This window comes from Arthrobacter sp. Y3221157 (genome assembly GCF_059089865.1).
The window spans coordinates 1-23657 of record NZ_JBNHFD010000015.1; the positions used below are offsets into that span (position 1 = coordinate 1).

Below are 23657 nucleotides of genomic sequence, written 5' to 3' on the forward strand. Positions count from 1 at the left end.
ACGCCTTCGCCGTTCAATTCCCCAACCGACTCCCGATCTGACCACCCGGCAGACCGGACAACCGACCGGTCCCTTACACAGAAAACTTGACACCCCCAGGAATCCAGGATGCCCTGTGCCGCAGCCAAGTACGGGAGGCGGATTGCACCACTAGTCCGTGAGTCTCATCTGTTGCTTCATCACCGACGAGCCACACCTTTGCCGAGTGTGCCAGTAGTGGACAAACTGAGTCCCAAGTGAGCTCGCTTTGCTCAGCTATGCGAAACAGCAGCTCATCGAAGGTAGGGACAACTTGAATAGGAGCGCCCAAAGCGAGGGCAGCGGCCGTTTGCAAATCTATGGCAGATTCTCCAGCCGGCAGGGAAGATCGGAAAGCAGGGGCTTCTCGCAGTAAGTTCTCTGCCTGTTCGACCAGGACAGAGCGCTGGAAACGCTCGCGCAGCGAGAGTTTGTCTTCGAGAATCCACTGACCTTTCGAGGTGCGCCTCCAGAGAACACCTTGAGTGGCCAGCTGAACTTCGAATTCAAGACTTCCGGGCTTCCGCTGCACAAACAACTGCTGTTCCTGAGCACCAAAGATTTCGTAGACAACCCCTGATCTGTCAGCGGGGTTGTCGTACCACTCCACGGCCTGATCTACTAGGTAGCCAATTTCCACACCGACGCCCGACTCGTCCATCTGTGAATAATCAAAGTAGGACCATTCGTCATCGGGAGGGACGAGGAAAAACCAGCCATCTTCGTCGCGACATTGAGTAACATCCAACCAGTCCCCATCTGCCCGGTACTGGCACTCATCGGAGCCGCCGACGATATAGCGGACCAAAAAGAGCTCGCAGCCACCCTCAGGATGTGGCGCGGTGACAAATTGAAACTGCCATTTCATGGCCTCCTTATGAACTGAATCCGTTTCAGGCGCAACATCCTGGTTGTCGTGAGCCACCCCAACCTGCTTTCGTTGAACGAACTCCGAAAAGTGTCTCACCCGCTAGAGACACGGCAGTAACAGTCTGATTGCTTCGGCCGGGACAACCGAGCCAGGGGCTGGATCCTAGTATGTTTGGATGACCACCAGCTAGTCATACGGAAGTTATTCCTCCAGCTGGTGTATTGGGGAAGCAGCAAGCACAGGAGCAGGTCTTGACAGTTACAGCCGAAAACCGGGAACTCAACGTCGCACCCGGTTCGGTGGTCCACGTCCGAGACGAGGAGTGGCTGGTCACCAGCCTGGAAAAGTCGGTTGACGGAACACTCATCAGGGTCCAAGGCCTCAGCGAGCTAGTAAGAGACACAACAGCGGCTTTCTACTCCGCGCTGGACCGCATCGAGGTTGTGGACCCGGCCAAATCCAAGGTTGTCGCGGACGACACCCCGAACTACCGCAAGGCGCGGCTCTTCCTAGAAACCACTCTCCGCAAAACCCCCACACCCCAGTCTGCGGAGCACCTCACGGTCTCAACGCGCATGCTCGCGAGAAACCTGAAGTACCAGCAGATCGCCGTCGCCAAAGCCCTGGACACCAAGAACATCAGGCCCCGTATCCTCATCGCGGACGCCGTCGGCCTCGGCAAGACGCTCGAGATCGGCATGATCCTCAGCGAACTCGTCAAGCGCGGCCGCGGAGAACGAATCCTCGTAGTCACACCCCGCCACGTCCTAGAGCAAATGCAGCACGAACTCTGGTGCCGCTTCGCTCTCCCGTTTGTCCGTCTCGACTCAGCCGGCATCCAGAAAGTCCGCCAAAAACTGCCAGCGACGCGCAACCCCTTCACCTACTACAAGCGCGCCATCATCTCCATCGATACCCTGAAGAGCGCGCGCTACCGCGCCCACCTCGGCAAGCTGAACTGGGACGCCGTCGTCATTGATGAATCGCACAACCTCACCAACACCGGCACGCTCAACAACGAGCTCGCCCGCATCCTCGCCCCCAATACCGAGGCCCTGATCCTCGCCTCGGCCACCCCGCATAACGGCCGCAACGAGTCCTTCGCCGAGCTCCTCCGGCTCCTCGACCCCACCGTTGTCCGCCCTGACGGGACCTTTGATCCCAAGCAGGTGGAGAACCTCATCATCCGGCGGCACCGCCACAGTCCCGAGGTTGCCCAAGAGGTCGGCGCAGACTGGGCCGAGAGGGAGGAACCGGACAACCGGCTTGTCGCCGCGTCGGCAGCGGAGAATGCGATCGCCGAGGAGCTCTCCGGCACCTGGCTATACCCCAAGGGTCGTCCGTCCCCCTACTCAGGACAGAACGGGTCCCTGTTCTCCTGGACGCTCGCCAAGGCTTTCCTCTCAAGCCCAGCCGCGTTGCTGGAAACAGTGACCGAGCGCCTGAAGAAGCTCGACGCCGATGCCGCCACTGAAGCGAAAGAAACAGAGGCGTTGGGTCGCCTTCGTCAGCTTGCCGAAAAGGCCAACACGGGGGATTCAGCCAAGTACAACGAACTAGTCAGCTACCTGAAGAAGATCGGCGTCGGCAAGGGATCTCCAATGCGGGCCGTCGTCTTCGCCGAGCGCGTCGCCACGCTCAAGTGGCTGCAGGAGACCCTGCCCAAAGCCCTCGGCCTCAAACCGGAAAACGTTGGTCTACTCCATGGCGGCCTGAGCGACGTCGAACAGCAGAGCATCGTCGATCAGTTCAAGCGCGGCAACAGTCCGCTCCGCGTCTTGGTAACGGGCGACGTGGCCTCCGAAGGCGTTAACCTGCACGCCGAATGCCACCACCTCATCCACTTCGACATCCCGTGGAGCCTGATCAGGATTGAGCAGCGCAACGGCCGCATCGACCGCTTCGGCCAGCGCCACACGCCTCAGATCACCACCCTTCTGCTGAACCCCAGCAACACCCGCTTCTCAGGCGACATCAAGGTGCTCACCCGGCTGATGGAGCGGGAGCACGAAGCCCACACCGTGCTGAATGACGTTGCCTCCCTCATGGGAAAGTACAGCGTCAAGCAGGAGGAGGACGCCATCCTCGAAGTCCTCCTCGGCAAGAAGGACTTCGAAGACACCGTCGGCGAGCCAGACCCGGACCCCGAGTCTGGCGACGTATGGGACTTCCTCGACTTCGAGGCCCTGAACCAGGACGGCCCCCCAGAGGATGTACCGGTCGAAAAGCCATCAGGTCTGTATGCCACGGACCTGGACTTCCTCGACGAAGCGCTGAACGAGGCCTTCGCTGAACCGCAGAAGAAGCTTGGCTGGACCATTCACGCCAGCCACGGGCTCGCCGAGCTGAACCCGCCAGCTGACCTCCAGCATCGCCTGGGCTACCTTCCCCAGGACTACTTGTCCGAGCGGAGGGTCACGGAGACGCTCAAGCTCGCCACCACCGTGGAAGCCGGCACCCGCCAACTGGACCGGGCCCGCGAATCTGACGACATGAGCTGGCCCGAAGCCCATTACCTGGGCCCGCTCCACCCCGTCCTCGACTGGGCCAGCGACCGCGCCTTGGGTTCGATGTCCCGGAGCGAAGTGCTCGCCGTCCGCGGCGACGTCGACGCCCCACAGGTTCTGCTCATGGGCACCCTCATGAACCGCCGCGGACAGGTGGTGTCCAAGGCCTTCATCGCCGTCGAGTTCCCAGATCCCAGCAATCCCAACTTCTGCATGGATCAGCCCTTGGAGGACCTGGGCGACCACCTGGCAGCTATCGGCGTTCATAACAAGGCAACAAATCCCGGCCCCGTCAGCCTGGACGGGTTGCAGGCGCTTCTCCCGAGGGCGGTGGAGAACGCCAGGCAGACAATGCAGATGACGTTCGAGTCCGCGGCAAAGGCTGCCGAGCAGCGGCTGCAGTCGTGGACGGACCGCGCCACCGGCTGGACCCAGCTGTCCTTCGAACTCACACAGCGTGCCGAGGTCAGGAAACAGCGAGAGCGCGTCACTGAGGAACAGCTCATCGCGGAGTCGCTCGCTCCGGCTCAGCGCCTGGTCCGCCCGCTTCTGATCGTCGTTCCCCGCAATACCCCTACAGCCGTCCCGGAAGGTGCTGACCAGTAATGCCGTCCTTTGATTCGATCGTTGTCGGTGAAGACTGGATCAGCGAACATTTCTTCACCACCGATTCCACCAAAGAGTCCTTCCAAGCTGAAGTCATCAAACTCCGGAAGTCCTGGGACGAGCAAGCCAAGGAAGGCCACCCCACCACGCTGTCCCGCTTCTCCGAAGTCCGCGGCCGGCTGCAGATCCTCCTCGCCGGACTGACCGAGGACCCTGCGGGCGCTCGCGAGGCATACGCACTCCTGCGCACCGCGCTCGGGTTCAAAGGTACGACGGCGGCAGTCACCTTTGAGCGCAGCGGCACCGAGACATTGGTGCCCGGCGTGTGGAAGACGGACAATGCCGACGTCGTGTTTCTTGAGGCGAGCGCAGCCGACGCTGCTGAAGATGTTTTGTCATCGGTAAAGCCGCTCGGACGCGTGCTCGTCGACGGCAAGGAGATGCCGTCCTTGACGCTGGCCAAGGTCGTGTCCGAGATTTACCTTGCTGAGCGCTCGCCCAAGTACGTCGTTCTCATGGCCGGACGATGGCTGGTGCTGACGGAGCAGGAGCGCTGGGCCGAGGGGCGCTATCTCGCCGCCGACGCTCTGCTGGTTGCCGACCGTAACGACACCAAGAAACATTCTGAAACCGATCGTTTCCTGGCAATCTTTGGCTGGGACTCGCTGATGCCAACTCCTGACGGGTCCATCTGGTGGGATGACGTCCTGGCGGCTTCCGTCAAACACACCATCGGTGTTTCTCAGGACTTGAGGGAGGGCATCCGCCGTTCCATCGAAATCATCGCCAATGATGTCCTCAAGAGGCGAGCCGCTCGCGGGCTCCCGGTGGACGACGTCGATGGTCAGGACCTCGCCCGCCAGTCCCTACGGTTCCTCTACCGCATACTTTTCCTGCTGTACGCAGAGGCTTCACCGGAGATGGGTGTCCTGCCCATCGGGGCTGGCGAATACAACGAGGGCTACGGCCTGGACCGACTCCGGGAACTGACGCTCATCGACATCCAGTCACAGGAATCTCAGCGTGGCACCCACATCTACGAATCGCTGGAGCGCTTGTTCCGGCTTGTGGACGGCGGCCATAAGCCCCGGCGCGGATCATCGGCCGCTGAGGACCCTACCGGAGACAACGAAGGTCTCGTCTTCCAGCCGCTGAAGGCCGACCTATTCCAAGAATCAGCCACTTCCCTCATCAACGATGCGAAGTTGAGTAACTCCGAGCTCCAGCGCGTCCTGCAGCACCTGCTGCTGAGCAAGGAAGCCCGAGGGAAAGACCGCGGATTCATCTCCTACGCAGAACTAGGCATCAACCAGCTCGGCGCCGTCTATGAAGGCCTGATGTCCTATACGGGCTTCATCGCCGCGGAGCCCCTCTACGAGGTGGCGAAGGACGGCAACCCGGAGAAGGGTTCCTGGGTGGTCCCAGTGGACCGCTCCGAGTCCATTGAAGCGAAGCACTTCGTAAAGTACGAGGACGAGCGAACAGGCGAGAAAAAACTCGTGCTCCACGAGACCGGTTCCTTCGTGTTCCGACTTGCTGGCCGTGAACGTCAACAGTCTGCCTCCTATTACACCCCGGAGGTACTGACCAAGTTCGTTGTATCGCAGGCCCTCGAAGAGCTGTTGGACCAGGATGGGACCATCACCCCTGCCGACGACATCCTCCAGCTGACCGTGTGCGAACCAGCGTTGGGATCGGGCGCGTTCGCCATTGAAGCGGTGCGTCAGCTCGCTGATGAATATCTGAAGCGGAAGCAGAAGGAACTCGATCATCAGATCCCGGCGGATGAATACCCCCAGGAACTGCAGAAGGTCAAAGCACAGATAGCCCTGCATCAGGTTCATGGCGTCGACCTCAACTCAACGGCGGTGGAGCTTGCCGAAGTTTCGCTCTGGCTGGACACGATGGTCCAGGACCTTCAGGCGCCGTGGTTCGGGCTGCGACTGCGCCGAGGAAACTCGCTCATCGGTTCGCGAAGAGCCGCGTATTCACGTCAGTCAGTAAACGACAAGACCTGGCTGAAGTCCGCACCGGCCGAGGCGCCGCTTACAGGTCTCGTTGCGGCCATGGCGGACGACACCGACGACCCGAATGTTGCCAGCCGTATCCACCACTTCCTGTTGCCGGCTGAAGGCTGGGGAGCCGCGGCCGAGGCCAAGGAAGTCAAAGACTTAGCGGGTGAAGCACAGAAAGAGCTGAAGGTCTGGCGCACCAAAGTTAAGGCAAAGCCGAGCAAGACTCAGGTCGATCGCCTGATGGCCTTGAGCAGCCGCGTGGAATCGCTGTGGAAGTTGACGCTGCGTCGCATGCAGGTCGCTGAGGCCGAGGCGCGCCGTGAGATCGACTACTTCGGCAAGATTAAGCCGGTGGTCCATGAGGCGGATTCAGTGGCTAAGGCTGTGGATGGCCGTATCGTCACCCGGGAGGAAATTGAGCAGTCCCTCAACGATGAAGATGGCTCCTATCAGCGACTGCGCACGGTCATGGATGCATGGAACGCCCTATGGTTCTGGCCGTTGACCGAACGCGCGACAGGTGGATCCCAGCCGCCATCCCTCGAGGACTGGATTTCCGGGCTTGAAGGCATTCTCGGAATCGCAGCTTCGGCGGGAAAGACGTCAAGGAGATACGGCCGCATCGAGGGGCAAACGTCGGTTTTGTCAATGGCCTCCTGGGGCGAGCTGGAAGCCATTGAGTCCTTCGACCTGAGTACTTCTCAGGTTAAGCCGATCGCCACGGTCAAGACAGAGCATCCTTGGCTCGATGTTTGTGAGCGAGTTGCTGTGGAGCAAGGCTTCTTCCACTGGGAACTCGACTTCGGCTCTGTATTCGGCCGTGGCGGTTTTGACCTACAAGTCGGGAACCCGCCGTGGGTCCGTCCGCGCTCTGACGAGGCGGCCCTTTTGGCTGAAGGCGATCCATGGTGGCAACTGGCCGACAAGCCCACTCAGGGTCAAATAAAGGCCAAACGGGGCGTTACGCTGGCGCTGCCAGGCATGAACGAGCTCTTCATAGGGGCGGCTGTCCCCACGCCGGTGGTCGCCGAGTTCATCGGTTCGTTGGCCCAGTACCCACTTCTGAACGGGCTCCAACCGGACCTCTACCGCGCATTTATGATTCGAACATGGCGGTCGGCTTCGGCGCGCGGGGCGATAGGTTTGATACACCCAGAATCGCATTTCACTGAAAAGAAAGCAGAGCATCTCCGTGCCGAGACATACCGGCGCGTTCGACGGCACTGGCATTTCCGAAACAAGAAGAAGCTGTTCGCGGACCTCACCGACCAACTTGAGTTCGGGGTCCACGTCTACGCGGGCCACAGGCATGCCCCGCGGTTCATCATGGCCGCCTCTCTGTATCAGCCTGATACTGCTGAGAGATCATTGCTCCATGATGGTTCGGGGGAGGCGCCGGCGCTAAAAAGTCCCGACGGAGACTGGGATACCCGTCCACATTCCGAGCGCATTGTGAAAGTTGATGAATCGACGCTGGCGGTGTGGGCAGACATTCTGGATGAGCCCGGAACCCGCGCCATCCATGCGCGAATGGTCTACCCAGTCAACGCGGAGAGCTCAAGGGTCCTAGCGAAACTCAGCAAGGCTCCACGCGTCAGGGAGCTGGGCTTGCAGTATTCTTCAGGATGGCATGAAACCGCTGATCGCAAAAAAGGACATTTCGAAGTCGGGTCCGACATTCCGAATTCATGGGGAGACGTTATCCTCCAGGGGCCGCACTTCACTGTCGGCAATCCCTATTCGAAACAGCCCCGCGAAGTCGTGAAGAGTAACAACGACTGGGACGAAATCGACATTGAGGCCATCCCGCCGGAGTTTATTCCGCGCACGAGTTATCAGCCAAGCGGGGAAAGAGAACGATACATTAAGGACTACGGAATTTGGCGAGACGCTGAGGGGGCGGATTTTGTCCTCGACTCGTACCGCATAGCCTGGCGCCGAATGGCGGCAACCTCGAGTAGGCGTACGCTTCACCCAACGATTATTCCTCCAGGAGCGGCCCATGTAGATGCCGTTCTTTCTGCCGTTTTGAGCCCCCGAAATGAGGCGGGGCCCTTGCTCTTGTGTCTCGCGACGATGACTTCTCTTCTATCAGACTTTTTCGTTAAGGTCTCCGGGGTTGGCGATTTAAGGCAGCCTGCTATTGATTCTCTCCCGACGATTCTGTGGCGGGGAGATGAATTTCAGCGTCTTCTGATCGGCAAAATGGCCGAACTTCTCTTCTTGTCAGACGCCTTCAATGACCTCTCTGCAGCTGCACAAAAGGATGGGCTTTACGTCGGAAGCCCGGTGAAAAATGCGGCTGCACGCCGGAACCTTGAAATTGAAATAGACGTAATTGTGGGGCTCCTTTTTGGTGTGACAATCGACGAGCTCTGCACGATTTACCGCACTCAATTTCCCGTGCTCCAAGGCTACGAACAAAATGACCTCTACGACTCCAAAGGACGCAAGGTCCCTGGGGAGATGAATCGTCTGTATGGAAAGTTCGGCGAGAGCCTGCCGCACGAAGAACGGAGGTGGACGCACCCTCAGAGCGGCGTGGAATACGTCTTCGAGTACCCGTTCCAGAGCTTCGATCGTGAGGAGGACATGCGCAAGGCGTACGCGCACTTCTCAAGCATGCTGGGGGAGAAATCCTGATGTCGGAACTACTGCCCACCAGCCAAGCCGGTGACCTCCGCCGAGGCCTGTCGGATTACCTCGCCACAACGTTCGCCCTTACGGATGGCAACGCGCAGTCGGCCATTAAAGAGTTCCTCGCCGACCCAGAGAAGGGTCTGTTCAAAGGTTCTTACGTCCGGCTGCGTTTGCCATTCGAAACGGCTGAGCCAGGTTGGCGGGACTGCTTGGACTGGTACGAGGGGTTCGAGCCCTACGGTCACCAGACGCAGGCGTTTCAACGGCTAAGCAGCAAGGCCACCGCCAACAATGGAGCCGGCGCCCCCCGCCGCCCAGAGCCCACGCTCGTAACCACAGGGACGGGCTCCGGTAAGACTGAGGCGTTCCTGTACCCCATCCTGGATCACGTCCTGAGGGCAAAACGTGATGGCGTCACAGGCATGAAGGCGCTCATTCTCTACCCCATGAACGCCCTCGCGAACGACCAGGCCAAGCGCCTGGCCGAAATGCTGACCACCTACTCCGAACTCTCCGGGATCAGCGCTGGCATCTATACCGGTCAGCAAGACACCAGCCGCACCAAAGTCTCCAGGGACGGTCTCATCAACGATCGGCAAGTCTTCCGCGAGGACCCGCCGGACATCCTGCTCACGAACTACAAAATGCTGGACATGCTCCTGCTGCGCCAGGAGGACGCACCCCTCTGGCAGAAGTCCGCGACGAGCCTGCAGTACGTGGTCCTGGATGAATTCCATACTTACGACGGCGCCCAAGGAACTGACGTCGCCATGCTGCTGCGGCGGCTTGGGCTCTCGTTGAAGAGCTACTGGCCCGAAGACCTCGCAAGCTATCCACATGGGCTAACCGACGAGGACCGTGCCCGGCCGCTCGGCCGGGTCACCCCCGTCGCAACGTCCGCAACCCTTGGCAGCAAGGGCGATCCCGAGGCTATGCTCCGTTTCGCTGAGACAGTTTTCGGCGAACCGTTCCTCCCGGAAGCCGTGGTCACAGAGTCCAGGCTGAGCCCTGAAGACTGGACTGCGTTGGGCTCCGGCACCGCACAGTCGAAGGATCTGCACGTCGTCGCGCTAACTATTTCCGAAACGAATGCGGCCGTAGTGGCACTGGGGGAAGCGGGTGCTGGTCCGGAAACCGTCGTTGAACCAGTCCTCGACTCGCTCTTCGAGCAGCGGCCTAAGGACCTGCTAGATGCGATGCGTACGCATCCGCTCACCGCAGCCCTACTCGACCACGCAACAGCCGGTATCGAGCTCGCCAAACTCTCACAGACAATTTTCCCGGCGCATTCCCTGCCGGATGGCGTCAACGCTTCTGACGCCGAAGAATTCCTATCTATTGTCATCGCGCTGCTCAGCCACATCCGCGCGCGCCATGGCCGTGGGGCCCTGACTGTCGAGACCCACCTCTGGATCCGTGAAATGTCCCGCGTAGACGCCGCAGTGGATACGGTCCCTCGGTTCCGTTGGTCGGATGACGGAATTGATCAGTCGAACGACATGTTCCTGCCCGCCGTCTATTGCCGGCATTGCGGCCGGTCTGGCTGGGGTGCCGTCCTGGCACCGACCGGCATGGACCTGGAGCTGGACGACTCCAAAATCCGAGAGGCGCGCCTGGCGAACAACCCGAGGTTCAGAACTCTCATTTCCGCCGCCGCCGAGGCCGACATCATCGAGTTCCGTCAGGACGGCGCGGAGCAGGTCCAAGGACTCCACTGGCTGCACACAGTCAACCGGGGACTTTCCAAGACTCCTCCCGCTCCCGACAGCGCAGACCTGGCCGAGGGCCGTGTAATCCCGGTTCTGATGCTGACCGGTCAGGATGCAGACGACCAGTCGAAGCGGGACGTCTGCCCATCCTGTCTGGCCAAGGAAGGCATAGCCTTCATGGGCAGTGCCATTGCCACGATGCTCTCCGTGAGCATCTCCAACCTCTTCGGCGCCGAAGGCCTGGATGAGGGAGAGAAGAAGGCGTTGGTCTTCACTGACAGCGTGCAGGACGCCGCCCATCGGGCCGGGTATGTCCAGTCCCGTTCCCACACCATGACGCTCCGCACCGCGCTGCGGCGCGCGCTGGGGGAGAACACGGCGACGCTCTCAGAGGTTGTCGACGCCGCCATTGCCAATGCAAAGTCGCCTGCGGAGCGTTATCAGCTGGTGGCCCCCGAATACGTGGACCGGCAGAGTTTCCGGCAGTTCTGGAATCCGAAAGCGACACCGGCCGAACAGGCGCGCGGACGCCGGTTCGTCAGGCGCCGCCTGCAGTTCGACGCCATCCTGGAGCTCGGCCTGCAGTCCCGCACTGGCCGGACGCTGGAGCTCACCGGTTCTCTCGCCGTCGAGACGGACGCTGGTAACGCCACGCGCATGCTCGCCGTCGCCCGCCGGGCGCACGACTCGGTGCAGCACCAGACAATGCTCGGGGACACCGCACCTACCGACCAGCAGTTGCTGCAATGGATCCGCGGCACCGTGGAGCGGATACGCCTCCAAGGCGGCATTCACCACGAGTGGCTCAAGGGCTACATCTCCACTGACGGCAAACGGTGGCAGATCTGGGGCGGCCGTCCCAAAGGCGAAGGCATGCCTGCATTCCCGTCCGGGCGACCCGCACCGGCGTTCCCGCGGATCGGCCGCGCGGACGCCGCAACCGACAACCTGGACACCGTCACTCCATCGACCTCGTGGTACTCCCGGTGGGCAGCGCGCTGCCTCGGCATTGCGCCGTCGGACAGCGGGTACCTTTCAAAAGCGCTGATCACCGCGCTGGAAGAAGACGGCGTGCTCGGCAGGACCAGCACCAACTCCGGAGCCGACGTCTACTGGCTGGATCCGGCAAAGATCATGCTCTCCCTCCCCGCTGTCGATGACCTCGAGTCCGGCCGCCACGTCCTTGCGTGCAAGGTCTGCAAGGCCGTGACTCCAGGGAGCCTGACCGTCATCGACCAGCTCGACGGCGCCCCCTGCACCCTGGTCCGGTGCAGCGGCAGGCTGGAACGCCAGGCGGCCGACACCCGGAACTTCTACCGCGACCTATACGCCTCGCGGGAAAGTAAACGTGTGGTCGCCCGGGAGCACACCTCCCTCCTGGACGACAAGACCCGTATTCTCTACGAGACCCAGTTCAAGTCGGGATCCGACAATCCACAGGCTCCCAATGTCCTGGTGGCCACGCCCACTTTGGAGATGGGCATCGACATCGGCGACCTCTCCTGCGTCATGCTTGCCTCGCTGCCTACTTCGGTCGCCTCCTACCTGCAGCGCGTCGGCCGTGCAGGCCGCCTCACTGGCAACTCGCTGGTCCTCGCGTTCGTTCGGGGCCGGGGCGAGCATCTGCCCAAGCTGCATGACCCGTTGTCTGTCATTAACGGTGAGGTCCGCCCGCCTGCAACCTATCTGGACGCAGAAGAGATTCTGGGGCGCCAGTATGTGGCCCATGTGGCAGACCGGTTCGCCCGGACCGACGGCCGCCCGCACCCCCGCGATGCTGTTCAGGCTCTCGGAAGCGTTGCACCGGGCTCGTTCATCGGGGAGCTGATCCAGGACGCCACGACGAATGCCAAAGATTACCTGGCTGAGTTCCTGGGCCAGTTCGGTGAATGGGTCTCCGAGGGAAGCCGTCAGCGGCTGATGGCCTGGGCATCAGAGCACGACGACGGCGAGCCAAGCGGTCTCGCCCGGCACCTCATCCGGGCGGCAGGGGAGTGGAAAGCCGACATCGACGAGCTTGAGGCCCGCCGCAAGGAAATCGACAAGGCTCTGCCGGAGCTGGAGGCCGCAGCCAAAGAAGCGGAGCGGTTGGAGGACAAGTCCTCTGACGCAGTTCAGGCCCTCCGCACGGCCAAAGCGACTCTCCGCATGATCGGCGACCAGCTCAAGCAGCTCCGCGGCGACTACTGGATCTCCGTACTGGAAGCGTACGGCGTCCTGCCCAACTACACCCTGTTGGACGATTCCGTCAGCCTCGACGTGGGGCTGTCCTGGAAGGACGCCGACACACAGGAGTTCGTCACCGATACCGTCACGTACAACCGTGGTGCCTCCATAGCGCTCAGTGAGTTCGCCCCCGGTGCCACGTTCTACGCCCAGGGCATGGAGATCCTGATCGATGCCGTGGACCTCGGGCCGCAGCAAAGCCACATTCAGAAATGGCAGATGTGCCCGCAGTGCGGCTGGATCAAGACAGACCTGGGCACCAGCGCACCGGTCACCAGTTGCGTCAGGTGTACGACGGCGGCAATCGCCGACATGGGTCAGATCTTTGACGTCGTGGTCATGAAAAAGGTCTCCGCCGAAGTCCGTCGGGACGAAGCATCCATCAACGACCGCCGCGATAACCGCGTCCGTGAACGGTTTACGATCGCGGCCGCTGCTGATATTGATCAGCAGCACCTGCAAAAGCGCTGGTTCGTGGAAGGCTATGAGTTCGGCGCGGAGTACTTCAACCGGGTGGACATCCGGTGGATCAACACCGGGCGGACCGCGTCCAACGGTGGGGTACGGACGATTGCCGGCGACGACGTTCGCACACCGATGTTCCGGCTGTGTTCCTACTGCGGCCAGCTGGACCAGTCAGCTAAAGAGAACCGGCCGAACGAGCACCGGTTCTGGTGCAAATTCCGGAAGGAAACCCGGGAGAGCATCAAGGAAGTAGTCCTGGCGCGCGAGCTCAATACCCAGGGCGTGGTGTTGCACCTGCCGCTGGACGTCACCTACGGCGACGATTTCTCGGTGCCGAGTCTTCAGGCCGCGCTGCTCATGGGTCTCCAGAAGGTCCTGGGCGGAGCACCTGACCACCTCGGGGTGCTGAAGATCAACGATCTCGCACATGGCGGTGGCCGGATCGCACTCATGCTCCACGACAAGGTCCCCGGAGGCACGGGATACCTGGCAGAGTTCGCTGATGCGAAGCGGGTGTGGGAGCTGCTGTACGCAGCCTGGGAGATAGTCCGGGACTGCAGTTGCCGGTTCGAGGAACGGCTTGCCTGCCACCACTGCCTCCTGCCGCATGCGGAGCCATGGCAGGTGGACAAGGTTGCCAGGGCAAGTGCCGAGCGACTGCTTGGTCTACTGCTGCGCTCCGGGCAGAAACCCGCTGACGGTGAGGTCCCGCCGTCGTACTCGGACTGGACCGTAACCGAAGAAGCGCCAAGCGTCGATACATCAATCGAATCGCTGTTGGAAAAGCGGTTCCGGAAAGCCTGGATGGACCGCCTCAAAGCAGTGGGCGCGCACACTAAGGTCACCCCCGGCGCGCTCGCCGACACTATTACCTTCCGCATCCCCGGTCAGAACTTCCAGTGGCAGCTTCTACCGCAGGTGGATGTTGCTGGCACACGGCCGGACTTCCTGCTGAAAGGGCCGCCGGACCCGAACTTCCCGGTGCTGGCAATCTACACGGACGGCTTCGCATTCCACGCGTCGCCGGAGCACAACCGGATCGCGGACGACGCAGAGAAGCGCGACAAGCTTCGGCATACCTCGGAGCTGTCTTCGGCTGTGGTTCCATGGGCCGTCACATGGGAGGACGTGACTGCCTTTGAAGCTGGTCCGTCGGCGCCGGATACGTTGCCGTCCTGGGCAAACGCCAAGCTGAACGCACAGCTGATGGCCAAGTTCCCTGTGGACGCGTCCATCATGGGTGCGCTGGGGCGGGATGCCATGAGCATGCTCTGGCAGTGGGTCAACAAGCCGGATCCTGAAGCCTGGACCAAGTTCTCGGAACTGGTGCCGCTGATGCTCATGCAGGAGAAGCCACAGCCTTCGGACGCGGACGCTGTTTACGGGCATGCTGTGGCTTTGGCCCGTGGAGAAGAGCCACCGCTGCCCACCGGCAGTGTGACCGCCTGGACGTGCAGATCCGGCAGCGTCGGCTTTGCTGCCGCGGGCTCGCCTAACAGCCTGTCCACGATCGCCGTCGGCCTTTGCCTTGATGATCGGCAGGATGCACTGGCTTCTTCTTCACATGAAGCCTCCTGGCGCCTTTGGCTGCAGCTCTCGAACCTCCTGGCATTCAAACCCATAGGTTTGACCATCGGATCCATAGCTTCCCGTGTGAGCTCTGCCGGCTCGGTTGCTGCAGAACTCGCGCGCCAAGTAATGGCGGATGAGGTGGGACCCGCGTGGAAGCCACTGTTGGATCAGGCAACTGAATTTGAAAAAACACTGCTGTTGCAGCTCGCCACTGCCGGTCTGGATATTTTGCCGGAGCTCGGATACGAGGTGGACGGCGTGCCAGTTTCAATCGCCTGGCCGGACCATCACCTTGCCGTGGTATTCGACGGTGACGAATGTGAAGGGCTGGAAGCCTCGGGATGGACCACTGTGGGAATTGACGTTGAAGAAATACGTGAACTGCTGAAGGCAAAGGGGGCTTGACGTGGCACTCGTGACTTGGATCAAGCAGAAGGACAAGATCGACGGCGCAATGAAGGCCAAGGTTTATTCCTTCTTTGAGAAGTTGCAGAAAGACGACACTGCACCGGGCCTCCACATCGAGCCGATGCATACGCCTGCCGACCCTCGCGTCCGCACTGGACGTATCGATTTGAACTACCGTGCAGTGCTGTTCAAAGTTGCTTTCGAGAACATCCCGCACTACTTCTACTACGGTGCATGGCCCCACGACCAGGCAATCGACATCGCTCGGTCCAGCGTGCTCCAGGTGAACTCAGTCAACGGTGTCCTCGAGGTGGTGCGGGCATCAACTCCGGCTCCCGTGCCCCCGTTGGACACTGTCATCGAGGAGCCAGCCGACGTAGTCGAGCCTGAGGCTCCTGAGGAAGAGACAGAGACCGAATCACCACAGCTCTGGACGAACCCGCTCGCAACGTGCGGGATGGATCAGGGTGAGCTGGTGGCAAACCTTGGTCTCGCTGCCGATCTCGTGAGCAGAGCCTTCGCTGCTTCATCTGATGAGGAGCTTCTGGATGTATTAGGTGATGCCCCGGAGTGGCAGGCCACCGCGTTGCTGGAGCTCGCCGCTGGGACATCCGTCTCAGAGGTGCGGGACAAGCTGGCCCTGAGCCGCTATGTCGACGACCCGGAGGAGTCCGAAGAGGACAAGATCAAGCGGGCGCTGGAGCATCCGGCGACGAAGATGCAGTTCACCTTTGTCGGGGACAACTCAGAAGAGCTGAAGAAGGTCATCGAAGGCGGCGACTTCGACTCCTGGCGTACCTTCCTCCACCCCGAACAGCGTATCTACGCTGAACGGCGCTACAGCGGATCCTTCAGGCTCTCGGGCGGCGCCGGCACAGGCAAAACTGTTGTGCTGCTGCACCGGGCAAGGGCACTTGCTCTTGCGGAGCCTTCTTCCCGCATAGTGCTGACGACGTACACCACTACCCTTGCTGAGTCGCTTGAAAGCGGACTGGCAAAGCTCGAAGCGGGTCTTCCTCGTACATCCAAGCCTGGTGACCGGGGTATTCATGTTGCTGGTGTGGATTCGCTCGTCAACAAGGTATTCCGTGCCGCTCCCGAAGCCGAACAGCGGCAGTCAATGAAGGATCTGTTTGGCCTTGAGGCTGCAGCTCCGGGCAAGATACTGGAGGCGGACCGAGCGCGCCAACAATGGGAATCGGCGCTTAGCGACGTGGAGCACGAACTCGAGCCCGAGCTCGCCAACCCCACATTCCTTCAGCAGGAATACGAGACCGTCGTGCTGCCAAACTTCATTACGGGTAAAGACGAGTATCTCAAGGTCCCCCGCGCGGGGCGCGGCACAGCACTCAACCGCGCCAAGAGGCTGGCCGTATGGAAGGTCATCGAGGGCTACAGGTACTACAACCGGATCGACATGCATGCCTCCTTTGTTGAGATGGCACACCTCGCAGCTTTGATCCTGAGGCAGCGCGCCGAGAATGGCCTGACCCGGATGGCAGACCACGTTCTTATCGACGAGGCCCAGGATTTGCATGCAGGTCACTGGCTCTTCCTTCGGGAACTGGTGCAGCAGGGTCCTGACGACCTGTTTATTGCCGAGGACTCGCACCAACGCATCTACGGACAGAAGGTGCCGCTGTCCCGTTTTGGCATCGGAATTGTTGGCAGGTCCCGGCGGCTGACCCTCAACTACCGCACCACACAGCAGAACCTGGCGTACGCCGTCGGACTTCTGAAAGGCATTCCCGTCACGGACATCGAGGGCATCGATGAATCCGTCAACGGATATACCTCTTCCCGTGTGGGACCGAAGCCACAGGAACACGCGGCAACGTCCTATGTGGAAGAGTTGGACAACCTCGCCCAGACGCTGCGGACATGGCAGGAGGAAGGCGTGCCGCTGGAAACAGTCGGCGTTCTGGTTCGAGCGAACTTCCAGATTAGCAAGGTAATCAGCGGACTGAATGAACGGGGACTAGAGGCGCGGATTGCCGGATCCGCCGCTGCCTCCGGGGTGCCGGCAGTGATGACAATGCACCGATCAAAGGGCATGGAATTCACCCGAGTTGTGCTGTTCGGCATGTCGGATCAGTCGATGCCGGCTGCATACCAGTTGCAGAACCTGGCTCCGGCCGAACAAGCGGATGCGCTTCTGCGTGAGCGTTCGCTCCTCTATGTGGCTGCTACCAGGGCCCGCGACGGGCTTGTTGTGTCATGGAGCGGCAAACCGTCAGAGCTGCTTGGTACAAAGTAGTTTCCATACATAACGACAATTGGGGGAGAAATGGCGGCAGGATCGACAGCGACGAAGTCCCGATGGTGGGACGGAGACGCTAAACAGCGGTACTGGATGGAACTGGTCAACGTGGACACCTGGGGGAGCGAGCTCATCGCACCCGATACACCGCGTTATGACTTGATGAGGGACGTGCGCGTTGGAGATGTTGTTCTCCATTGGGTTGGAAAGAACAACCCAATGCGCTTCAAATCCGGCATGTATGGTGCTTCGATCGTAGCGGGGGAGCTTCAGCCCCGCGCAGGGGACTGGTACGGAAAGCCCGCAAACACGATTCCCCTGACGAACTACACGCCTTTGCCTCACCCCTATCTCCTGACCGATCTCCGTGCAGATCATCAGTCCGACATCCTCGGCATTAAGAGCGAACTTGAACGGGATTACTCCGGGCGCGGCAAATTCACCATCTATTTTCCGTTTCAGGAGCATCCGACGAGCGGGCTGAAACCGAACCAGGGATATCTGTTCAAGCTCCCGGCGGAGGTCATCCACGCTGCGCCGGACCTGCTGCCGGACAGCGATTGGGGTGGCTTTGACCGGCCCCTAATTGCACCTCCTGTGAGTGGGCAAAACGGTGTGAGTCAGCGGTACGCTGGCTTTTGCGCGGATCCCGTCCTTAAGCAAGCCATCGAGATGCAGGCCGTGCGGCAGGCGATTAGGCACTATGAGGCTTTGGGGTTCGCGGTGGAGGATGTCGGAGCCTACCGGTCCTACGACCTCGAAGCAGTGCGGGGGGACGAAGTTCGCCGCGTCGAAGTCAAGGGCTCGCAAGGTCACGTTCAGAAGGTCATCCTCACCCGCAACGAGGTAACAAATGCCAACGAGTTCGGCCAAACGGACTTAGTTGTGGTTGCGGAGATTCAATGGGAGCGCCACATGGATGGCACCATCGTCGCCGACGACGGGCTGATGAATGTATATCCGGACTGGAAGCCATCACCTGAAAATCTGGTGCCCTTGAGCTACGAGTACTTCCTGGATTAGAACCCCTTGCAGGATGGGTGGGGGTCGGACTCCCGACCCCCACCCATCAGGCCTAATAAACCTTGTCCGCCAGCTTGTCCGCGAGATCAGAAGGCGCAAAGTCCTTCGTGTGATAGGTGGTCCACCCCTGCTCCGCAAGCCAGTCGTCCCGTTCGTCGTCGCGATCCACGAGTACTGCCACTCGCGACGTCGCCCACGATAGGTCTACTTGCCACTGATTATCTGGGCCGATGTCCGCACCCCAGTCGCCGAGCTCTACCTCGACTTCTACAAGTTCCGGAATCAGTTCCTTCAAGTCGGGACCAGATTCCTCAAAGACGGTCAGCCAGGCGCTCTTCCGGATGCTCTCGGGGACGTCGATATGCTCGAGCACTGCTGATGGCCTCTCAGCCGAGCCGCCAGGCTCGCCTAGAGGATTCAACTTGGCCCACTCGAGAAAACCGAGCCCGATTTGCCCATGCACGCCGAATAGAGAGCCTCGATCCAGATTCGAATTGAACAGTTCGCAGCTAGTTTCGGGGACGAGGACGCAGCAATGGCAGGCTGCGAGGTTTCGCGCGTCAGTTCCTGATCCTCTCGACTCAATGCAGACAGGGTCGGCCGAGCACCACGATGTACGGAACAAGCCTTCATCCAGTGCAGGGCCAAGCCGCTTTGGGCTCGCCTGTGCCGCGATGCCGCCCAGGCTGCCAGCGGAGTCCGATGAGGCCGTGTAAAGGAGCACACCGACCTGATCCTGCCCCACATAGAGACGTTCGCGGATAGAAGATGCAGGGTAACCTGCGTCGAGAGAAAGCTGGTCGATAATGATGTGGGACAGCGTGTGGACCAGGGTCTCCACTATGCTTACAGGTGCAGGTTCCAGTCCCCTCTGCTTCGCTGCACGCTTGGCATTGATCCACAAAGTGTTTTCCCGGCTTGCGGCGAAGTCAGTTCTTGCCCACGCTTCAACCTGTGACCTATCGAGGGCTACGAAGAGTCCCTCGCCTAGTGTCTCGATTGCGGGCAGCCAGTTCTGTCGGTTGTCGTCAGGGGAGAGCGGTGACAGCTTGGCGTCGGGCTTGTCCTCGCCTCTCGGTTGCAGGCGGCTAAACCCGTAGAGTGCACGTACTTCCCGTAGCCGGGTGATTTTTCGGGCAGCCTTGATCCAATGCTGGTGGTCGGCTGGCACGGCAACTTTCTCGGCGACAAAGTCCGTGTCCGGGCTATCCTTCCGACCGTTCATCAGCGCAAGGAACTCTTGCTCGCGAAGCTGGTCTTCCGAGAGCTCAGTATCTTCACTACCGTGAAACTGGCGTCTGATTTCCGCCCGCAGCTCGTCCACAGAGAAGCGCCCATCAAACTCCTGAGCAACGCCCTCCAAAACCCATGCGGACGCCGGTTCAAGTGCCTGGGGCTGGCTTAATTGGGCAGCCTTCGACGTCACGACCTTGGCGAGAAACTCCGAGTAGGGCGGAATCGAGATTGCAGATCTTACGACTGGAAACCAGACGTTAGACGCACCACGCTGCACGGTCTTTGGAGGCTTACCGCATTCACGCTCCCGGTATCCCCAGCCCAGCCACGGCCGGTTCCCCTGGCATTTCATTTCCTTCAAGGCGATGGAATTGAAGGCATCGGCCATTGTCCGGGATTTTCCGCACGAGCACCGGACCACCATGTCGGCCAGGGAAGATGTCCGGCCTTCCGAGGCCAGCGAGAGCAAGTGGTTGGCATCCTCTGTCGGCGTGAACCCATGAACCCAATAGGAATAGGGAAAGTCGTCGATATGTCCGTCCTCGCACGCGACGACGAATCGCGACGGAGTCAGTGGTGCCAGCGACTTACATAGGCCACACTTGGGATCCTCGTAGGACGCCTGTAACTGCTGGACCCTCCCAAGGCGGTCGCAGTTCGGACAGACAAGCATCTGTGGGAAACGAACTACCGGAATCTTTCCGCGAGCTCCCGCCGGGGGCAGGAGGAGCTCAGACACTCTCAGGCTTCTAGCCAGACGCGGTTCAATGACCGGCTTCAAATGCTTCCGGTCCCACTGATCAATGCTGGTGATCATGAAGCTGTTGTTTTCAGCAGGGAACAGGCTGCCGACTCCGAAGGTGGAGATCAACTGGCTGCGCCGGGCGGCATAGGTCTTTTTAGCCAAGGGTGGCATCCTTCCTTATTGGGGCCGGCCGGAGGGCGGTCTCTGCGTCAACGTCGCGCATACTGCGGGGTGTGGGCCACGGAATAGTACTTGTGCTGTAGACGAAATCAGGATCTTCAAGGGCCTTGCTGGAATCGATGAGCAGCGAACGTGGCGAATTCCGCTTGCCCTCGTAAGGCAGATCAGCGTCAGCGAGGGCTGCTTTCCGCCATATGTTAAGAAGTCGCTCCAGCTCTTCGCGCGTAGCGGATGATTCCTCAGGATCGACGGATGCGACTCGGCTGGCTATCCAGGTCATCACTTCGTCTACTGCGGGGGATTTGTCTCGGACATGCCCTGCAGTGCCACGCAGCTCGGGGACAAGCATCCTCAGGGCTGACACCAGCGTGGCGTGGAGTCCCCGGTCTCGCGACCGGGCAGCGAAAGGCGTGGCACTGGTTGCTTCAACGGCCCGATAAAGGGCCCCATGGAAATCGTTGAAGGATTCGTAGTGCGAGCGGTCCCGGGTGCGCGCTGCATTGAAGATGGTTACTACCAAGCCCGGGTGCTGTCGCCCGACGCGGCTCGTGGCCTGGATGTACTCAGCACTTGATTGAGGCTGTCCCATGACTGCCATAAGACCCAGGCGGTCGACGTCAAGTCCAACTGAGATCATGTTGGTTGCCAGTACGACGTCTTCGGGTCGCTGGCTGCTCATCAAGCTCTTTTCCAGAGACTTGAGCGCTTCCGGAATCTTGTGGTTTTCCACGCGGCTTGTCAGCTCACTCAATTGGATTCCACGCCCCTCCAGCCTGCCGTCGCGTTTCGCCAGGAGATTAAGGCGGGCTCGGACGTCGTCGTATACCTGAAGGTAAGCGGAACCTAGAACGCGGAGGCTGTTGAAGTACCCCATGAGCGTCCAGTAAGGGTCGCGGTCTTCGGCCGTTGCCGCCTCAATAAGGTTGGCCGAGTGCAACAACGAGGCGTAGGTGCGGACCATGAGCGTCGCATGACTGGTGCCGGATGCGAGCACTCCAACGTATTGGCGTGTCCCGAATTGGTCAGAGGGGGCCTTCTGGGCAAAGAAGGAGTCGTCAGGATCAAGTCCCGGAGGCGGGAACAGGCTGGACTGACGGTCAAAGACGGACCGTATCTGGTCTTCAGCCCTTCGAATCGTAGCCGTGGAGGCAACGATTTTTGGCTTTCTGGCTTCTGAGCCCCCTTCACGCCCGATGCCACTGGCGGCCAAGTCGACAGCTGTTTCAAACAAGCCAACAGTAGAACCGAGGGGGCCGGAAATAAGGTGCAGCTCATCCTGGATGATCAGGTCCGGGCCCAAATCAGTAGGGGAGAGGCGTCCAAAAAGCGTTGCAATTTCGCCGCGCCAGGACATGCCGGCGAACTTGTCGACAGTGCCGATCACGAGCTCCGGGCGTTCCCTATAGACGTCCGTGTCGACTATATGAACTGGAAGGCCGCCGGCGAAGTCGCATGAACGATTGGAGCACGTCACAGTCATGCGATCTGTCGGTACCTTGATGATCCGGTAGTCGTCGACTGCGAGTCGGGTGCCACACCAAGGGCATGCTTCTATCTGTTTGGGGTTGCCTTCTATGACTTCCTGGTTGTTCCTGAGCTTTCCGAGGTTCGTCCTCGCGGTCGCAATGTCGTTCGGGGTGGCGCCTCCGCCGACCCAGAGACCGATGCTGAATGGTGCGTCTCCAAGACGGTCGTTGTCCAGTCGCACGGATTCCAGCGAGCAGATGAGCATAGCGGCGCGTTCGAATTGTTGGATGGTCAGAAGTCGCAGCGTGTAGCGCATGATCACAGCAACGCCGCTAACGTTGCTGTCCCGAAGCCGTCGAAGTAGTAAAAGGTACGCGATAAGAGCGAGATAGGCTTCGGTTTTTCCACCACCGGTGGGAAACCAAAGGAGATCGGCTATGTCGCGTTCCTCGTGTTGGTCGTCCGTTAGCGACGGCAAATTGATGAGGATAAAAGCGATCTGGAACGGGCGCCAGCTCTGTTCGCCTAGTTTGAAATCGCCCTTGGCTCCGTTTCGTACCCAGTCCTGGCGGGATCGCTGCATGTGCATTGCTTTGTTCGCTAGCTGGAATGCCTCGAAGGCCTTGGTATCCTCAGCAAGCAATTTGATCCCAGCCTTGATGCGACTGTGGGCGAGCCCCGCCTGCTTCATGTGTTCGTCCGCGACCTCACGTAGGTGGGGCGGCACGTACGCAGGCCCGTCCTGTGTTGCGGATGCAGTGGATGCCGCAATCCAGGACGAGTAGTCCTGTGCGAGGCGGTTAAGTTCGGTAACAACTTCGTTGCGAGAGGCTGTTGCCATGAAAGGCAGCGACAGATTGGCAGCACTGCCTCCCGCCATGGATCTGTAAACGTCCTGCCGGGGGACAAACGTTGACGAGACTCGTCGGCAAAGCCGCCCGTCGACGTCGGCCTCCTGCACTTCAATAGCGCACCCATGGCCTGCCCCGAAGACCATGTGGTTGCGGTAGAGAAGCTCCGAGGAGGCCAAGTCGGGGTCGGACGGGACGCTGGTGCGGAGCTTGGATCGGTCTACCAGCGCCGGGACTGGTGTGTGGACCGAAACGCTGGCCTGGAACCAGCACGCCACATCCTTGTCGGAGGTCGGGTCCGGCTTGGGCTGCGTGTTCCGGAGAACAACGGTGACAGTGACAACAGCATCTTCCGGGGCACGCACCAAGGCGTACAGTTCCAATGCACCGCCCTCTAGCAGGTGGCGCTGCGGCCCAGCTGCCGAAAGATCTACCTCGATCTCGGGCAAGTCAGCGGCAGCTCTTTGCCAGTCATAAGTATCATGCCGTTTGCTGCCACTCTCCCTAACGGTAGCTATTGGCGTATACCGCGCAGCGGTTGGGGTGACAGTCAGGGACATGGAATGGTTTGTATCCACGGAGACTGTAAGGCCTACACTGCTGGGATACGTCAGGCGCGCGTTCGCGACGGAGGTGTCCACGGAGGCCTCTCCTGAAGCTGCAGCAACCGACTCTGGCTCGTCAGGGGCTTCGACGTAGGTGTCGTCAGCTGCGGGCCAAAGAACGCCCGTCACATAGCGCTCCAGCGGACGTTCCGTGATGAGCTCGTCGGTAGAGCCCGGTCCATAAAGATCTGTTTCAAGGCGGTCCACCATTTCACGGCGGAAGGCGTACTTGGCATCGAGTTTCGACACTTAC

The 23657-nt window shown here is 60.5% G+C and carries 8 protein-coding genes; 5 read left to right on the top strand and 3 right to left on the bottom strand.

What is annotated here, in order from left to right; translation table 11 throughout:
* Positions 1-73: 73 nt before the first annotated feature.
* On the bottom strand, positions 74-943 hold the full coding sequence (locus AC5RTT_RS06625; protein WP_494144524.1) for a hypothetical protein: 870 nt from the start codon (positions 941-943) through the stop codon (positions 74-76).
* A gap of 197 nt (positions 944-1140) precedes the next feature.
* Between AC5RTT_RS06625 and AC5RTT_RS06630 the strand changes: the two genes are divergently transcribed.
* The 5 genes from AC5RTT_RS06630 to AC5RTT_RS06650 all read left to right on the top strand — a co-directional run bounded on the left by AC5RTT_RS06630 (position 1141) and on the right by AC5RTT_RS06650 (position 18320).
* Positions 1141-4002, top strand: a complete 2862-nt coding sequence (locus AC5RTT_RS06630) for a helicase-related protein (protein WP_494144525.1) — start codon at positions 1141-1143, stop codon at positions 4000-4002.
* Positions 4002-8660, top strand: a complete 4659-nt coding sequence (locus AC5RTT_RS06635; protein ID WP_494144526.1) for a DNA methyltransferase — start codon at positions 4002-4004, stop codon at positions 8658-8660. The genes AC5RTT_RS06630 and AC5RTT_RS06635 overlap by 1 nt, the downstream gene beginning before the upstream one ends.
* A complete protein-coding gene (locus AC5RTT_RS06640; RefSeq protein WP_494144527.1) occupies positions 8660-15034 on the top strand; it encodes a DEAD/DEAH box helicase in 6375 nt (2124 codons plus the stop codon). Before AC5RTT_RS06635 ends, AC5RTT_RS06640 begins: the two co-directional genes overlap by 1 nt.
* 1 nt (position 15035) lies before the next feature.
* Complete coding sequence (locus AC5RTT_RS06645) at positions 15036-17294, top strand: 3'-5' exonuclease (RefSeq protein WP_494144528.1); 2259 nt, start codon at positions 15036-15038, stop codon at positions 17292-17294.
* Between the two features lie 96 nt (positions 17295-17390).
* On the top strand, positions 17391-18320 hold the full coding sequence (locus AC5RTT_RS06650) for a protein NO VEIN domain-containing protein (RefSeq protein ID WP_494144529.1): 930 nt from the start codon (positions 17391-17393) through the stop codon (positions 18318-18320).
* A 52-nt stretch (positions 18321-18372) separates the two neighbouring features.
* Here the strand turns inward: AC5RTT_RS06650 and drmB are convergent, their stop codons facing one another.
* Positions 18373-20463 carry a DrmB family protein gene (drmB, locus tag AC5RTT_RS06655; protein WP_494144530.1) on the bottom strand — a complete coding sequence of 697 codons (2091 nt, stop codon included), beginning with the start codon at positions 20461-20463 and terminating at the stop codon, positions 18373-18375.
* Positions 20456-23653, bottom strand: a complete 3198-nt coding sequence (locus AC5RTT_RS06660; protein ID WP_494144531.1) for a helicase-related protein — start codon at positions 23651-23653, stop codon at positions 20456-20458. The genes drmB and AC5RTT_RS06660 overlap by 8 nt, the downstream gene beginning before the upstream one ends.
* Between the last annotated feature and the right edge of the window lie 4 nt (positions 23654-23657).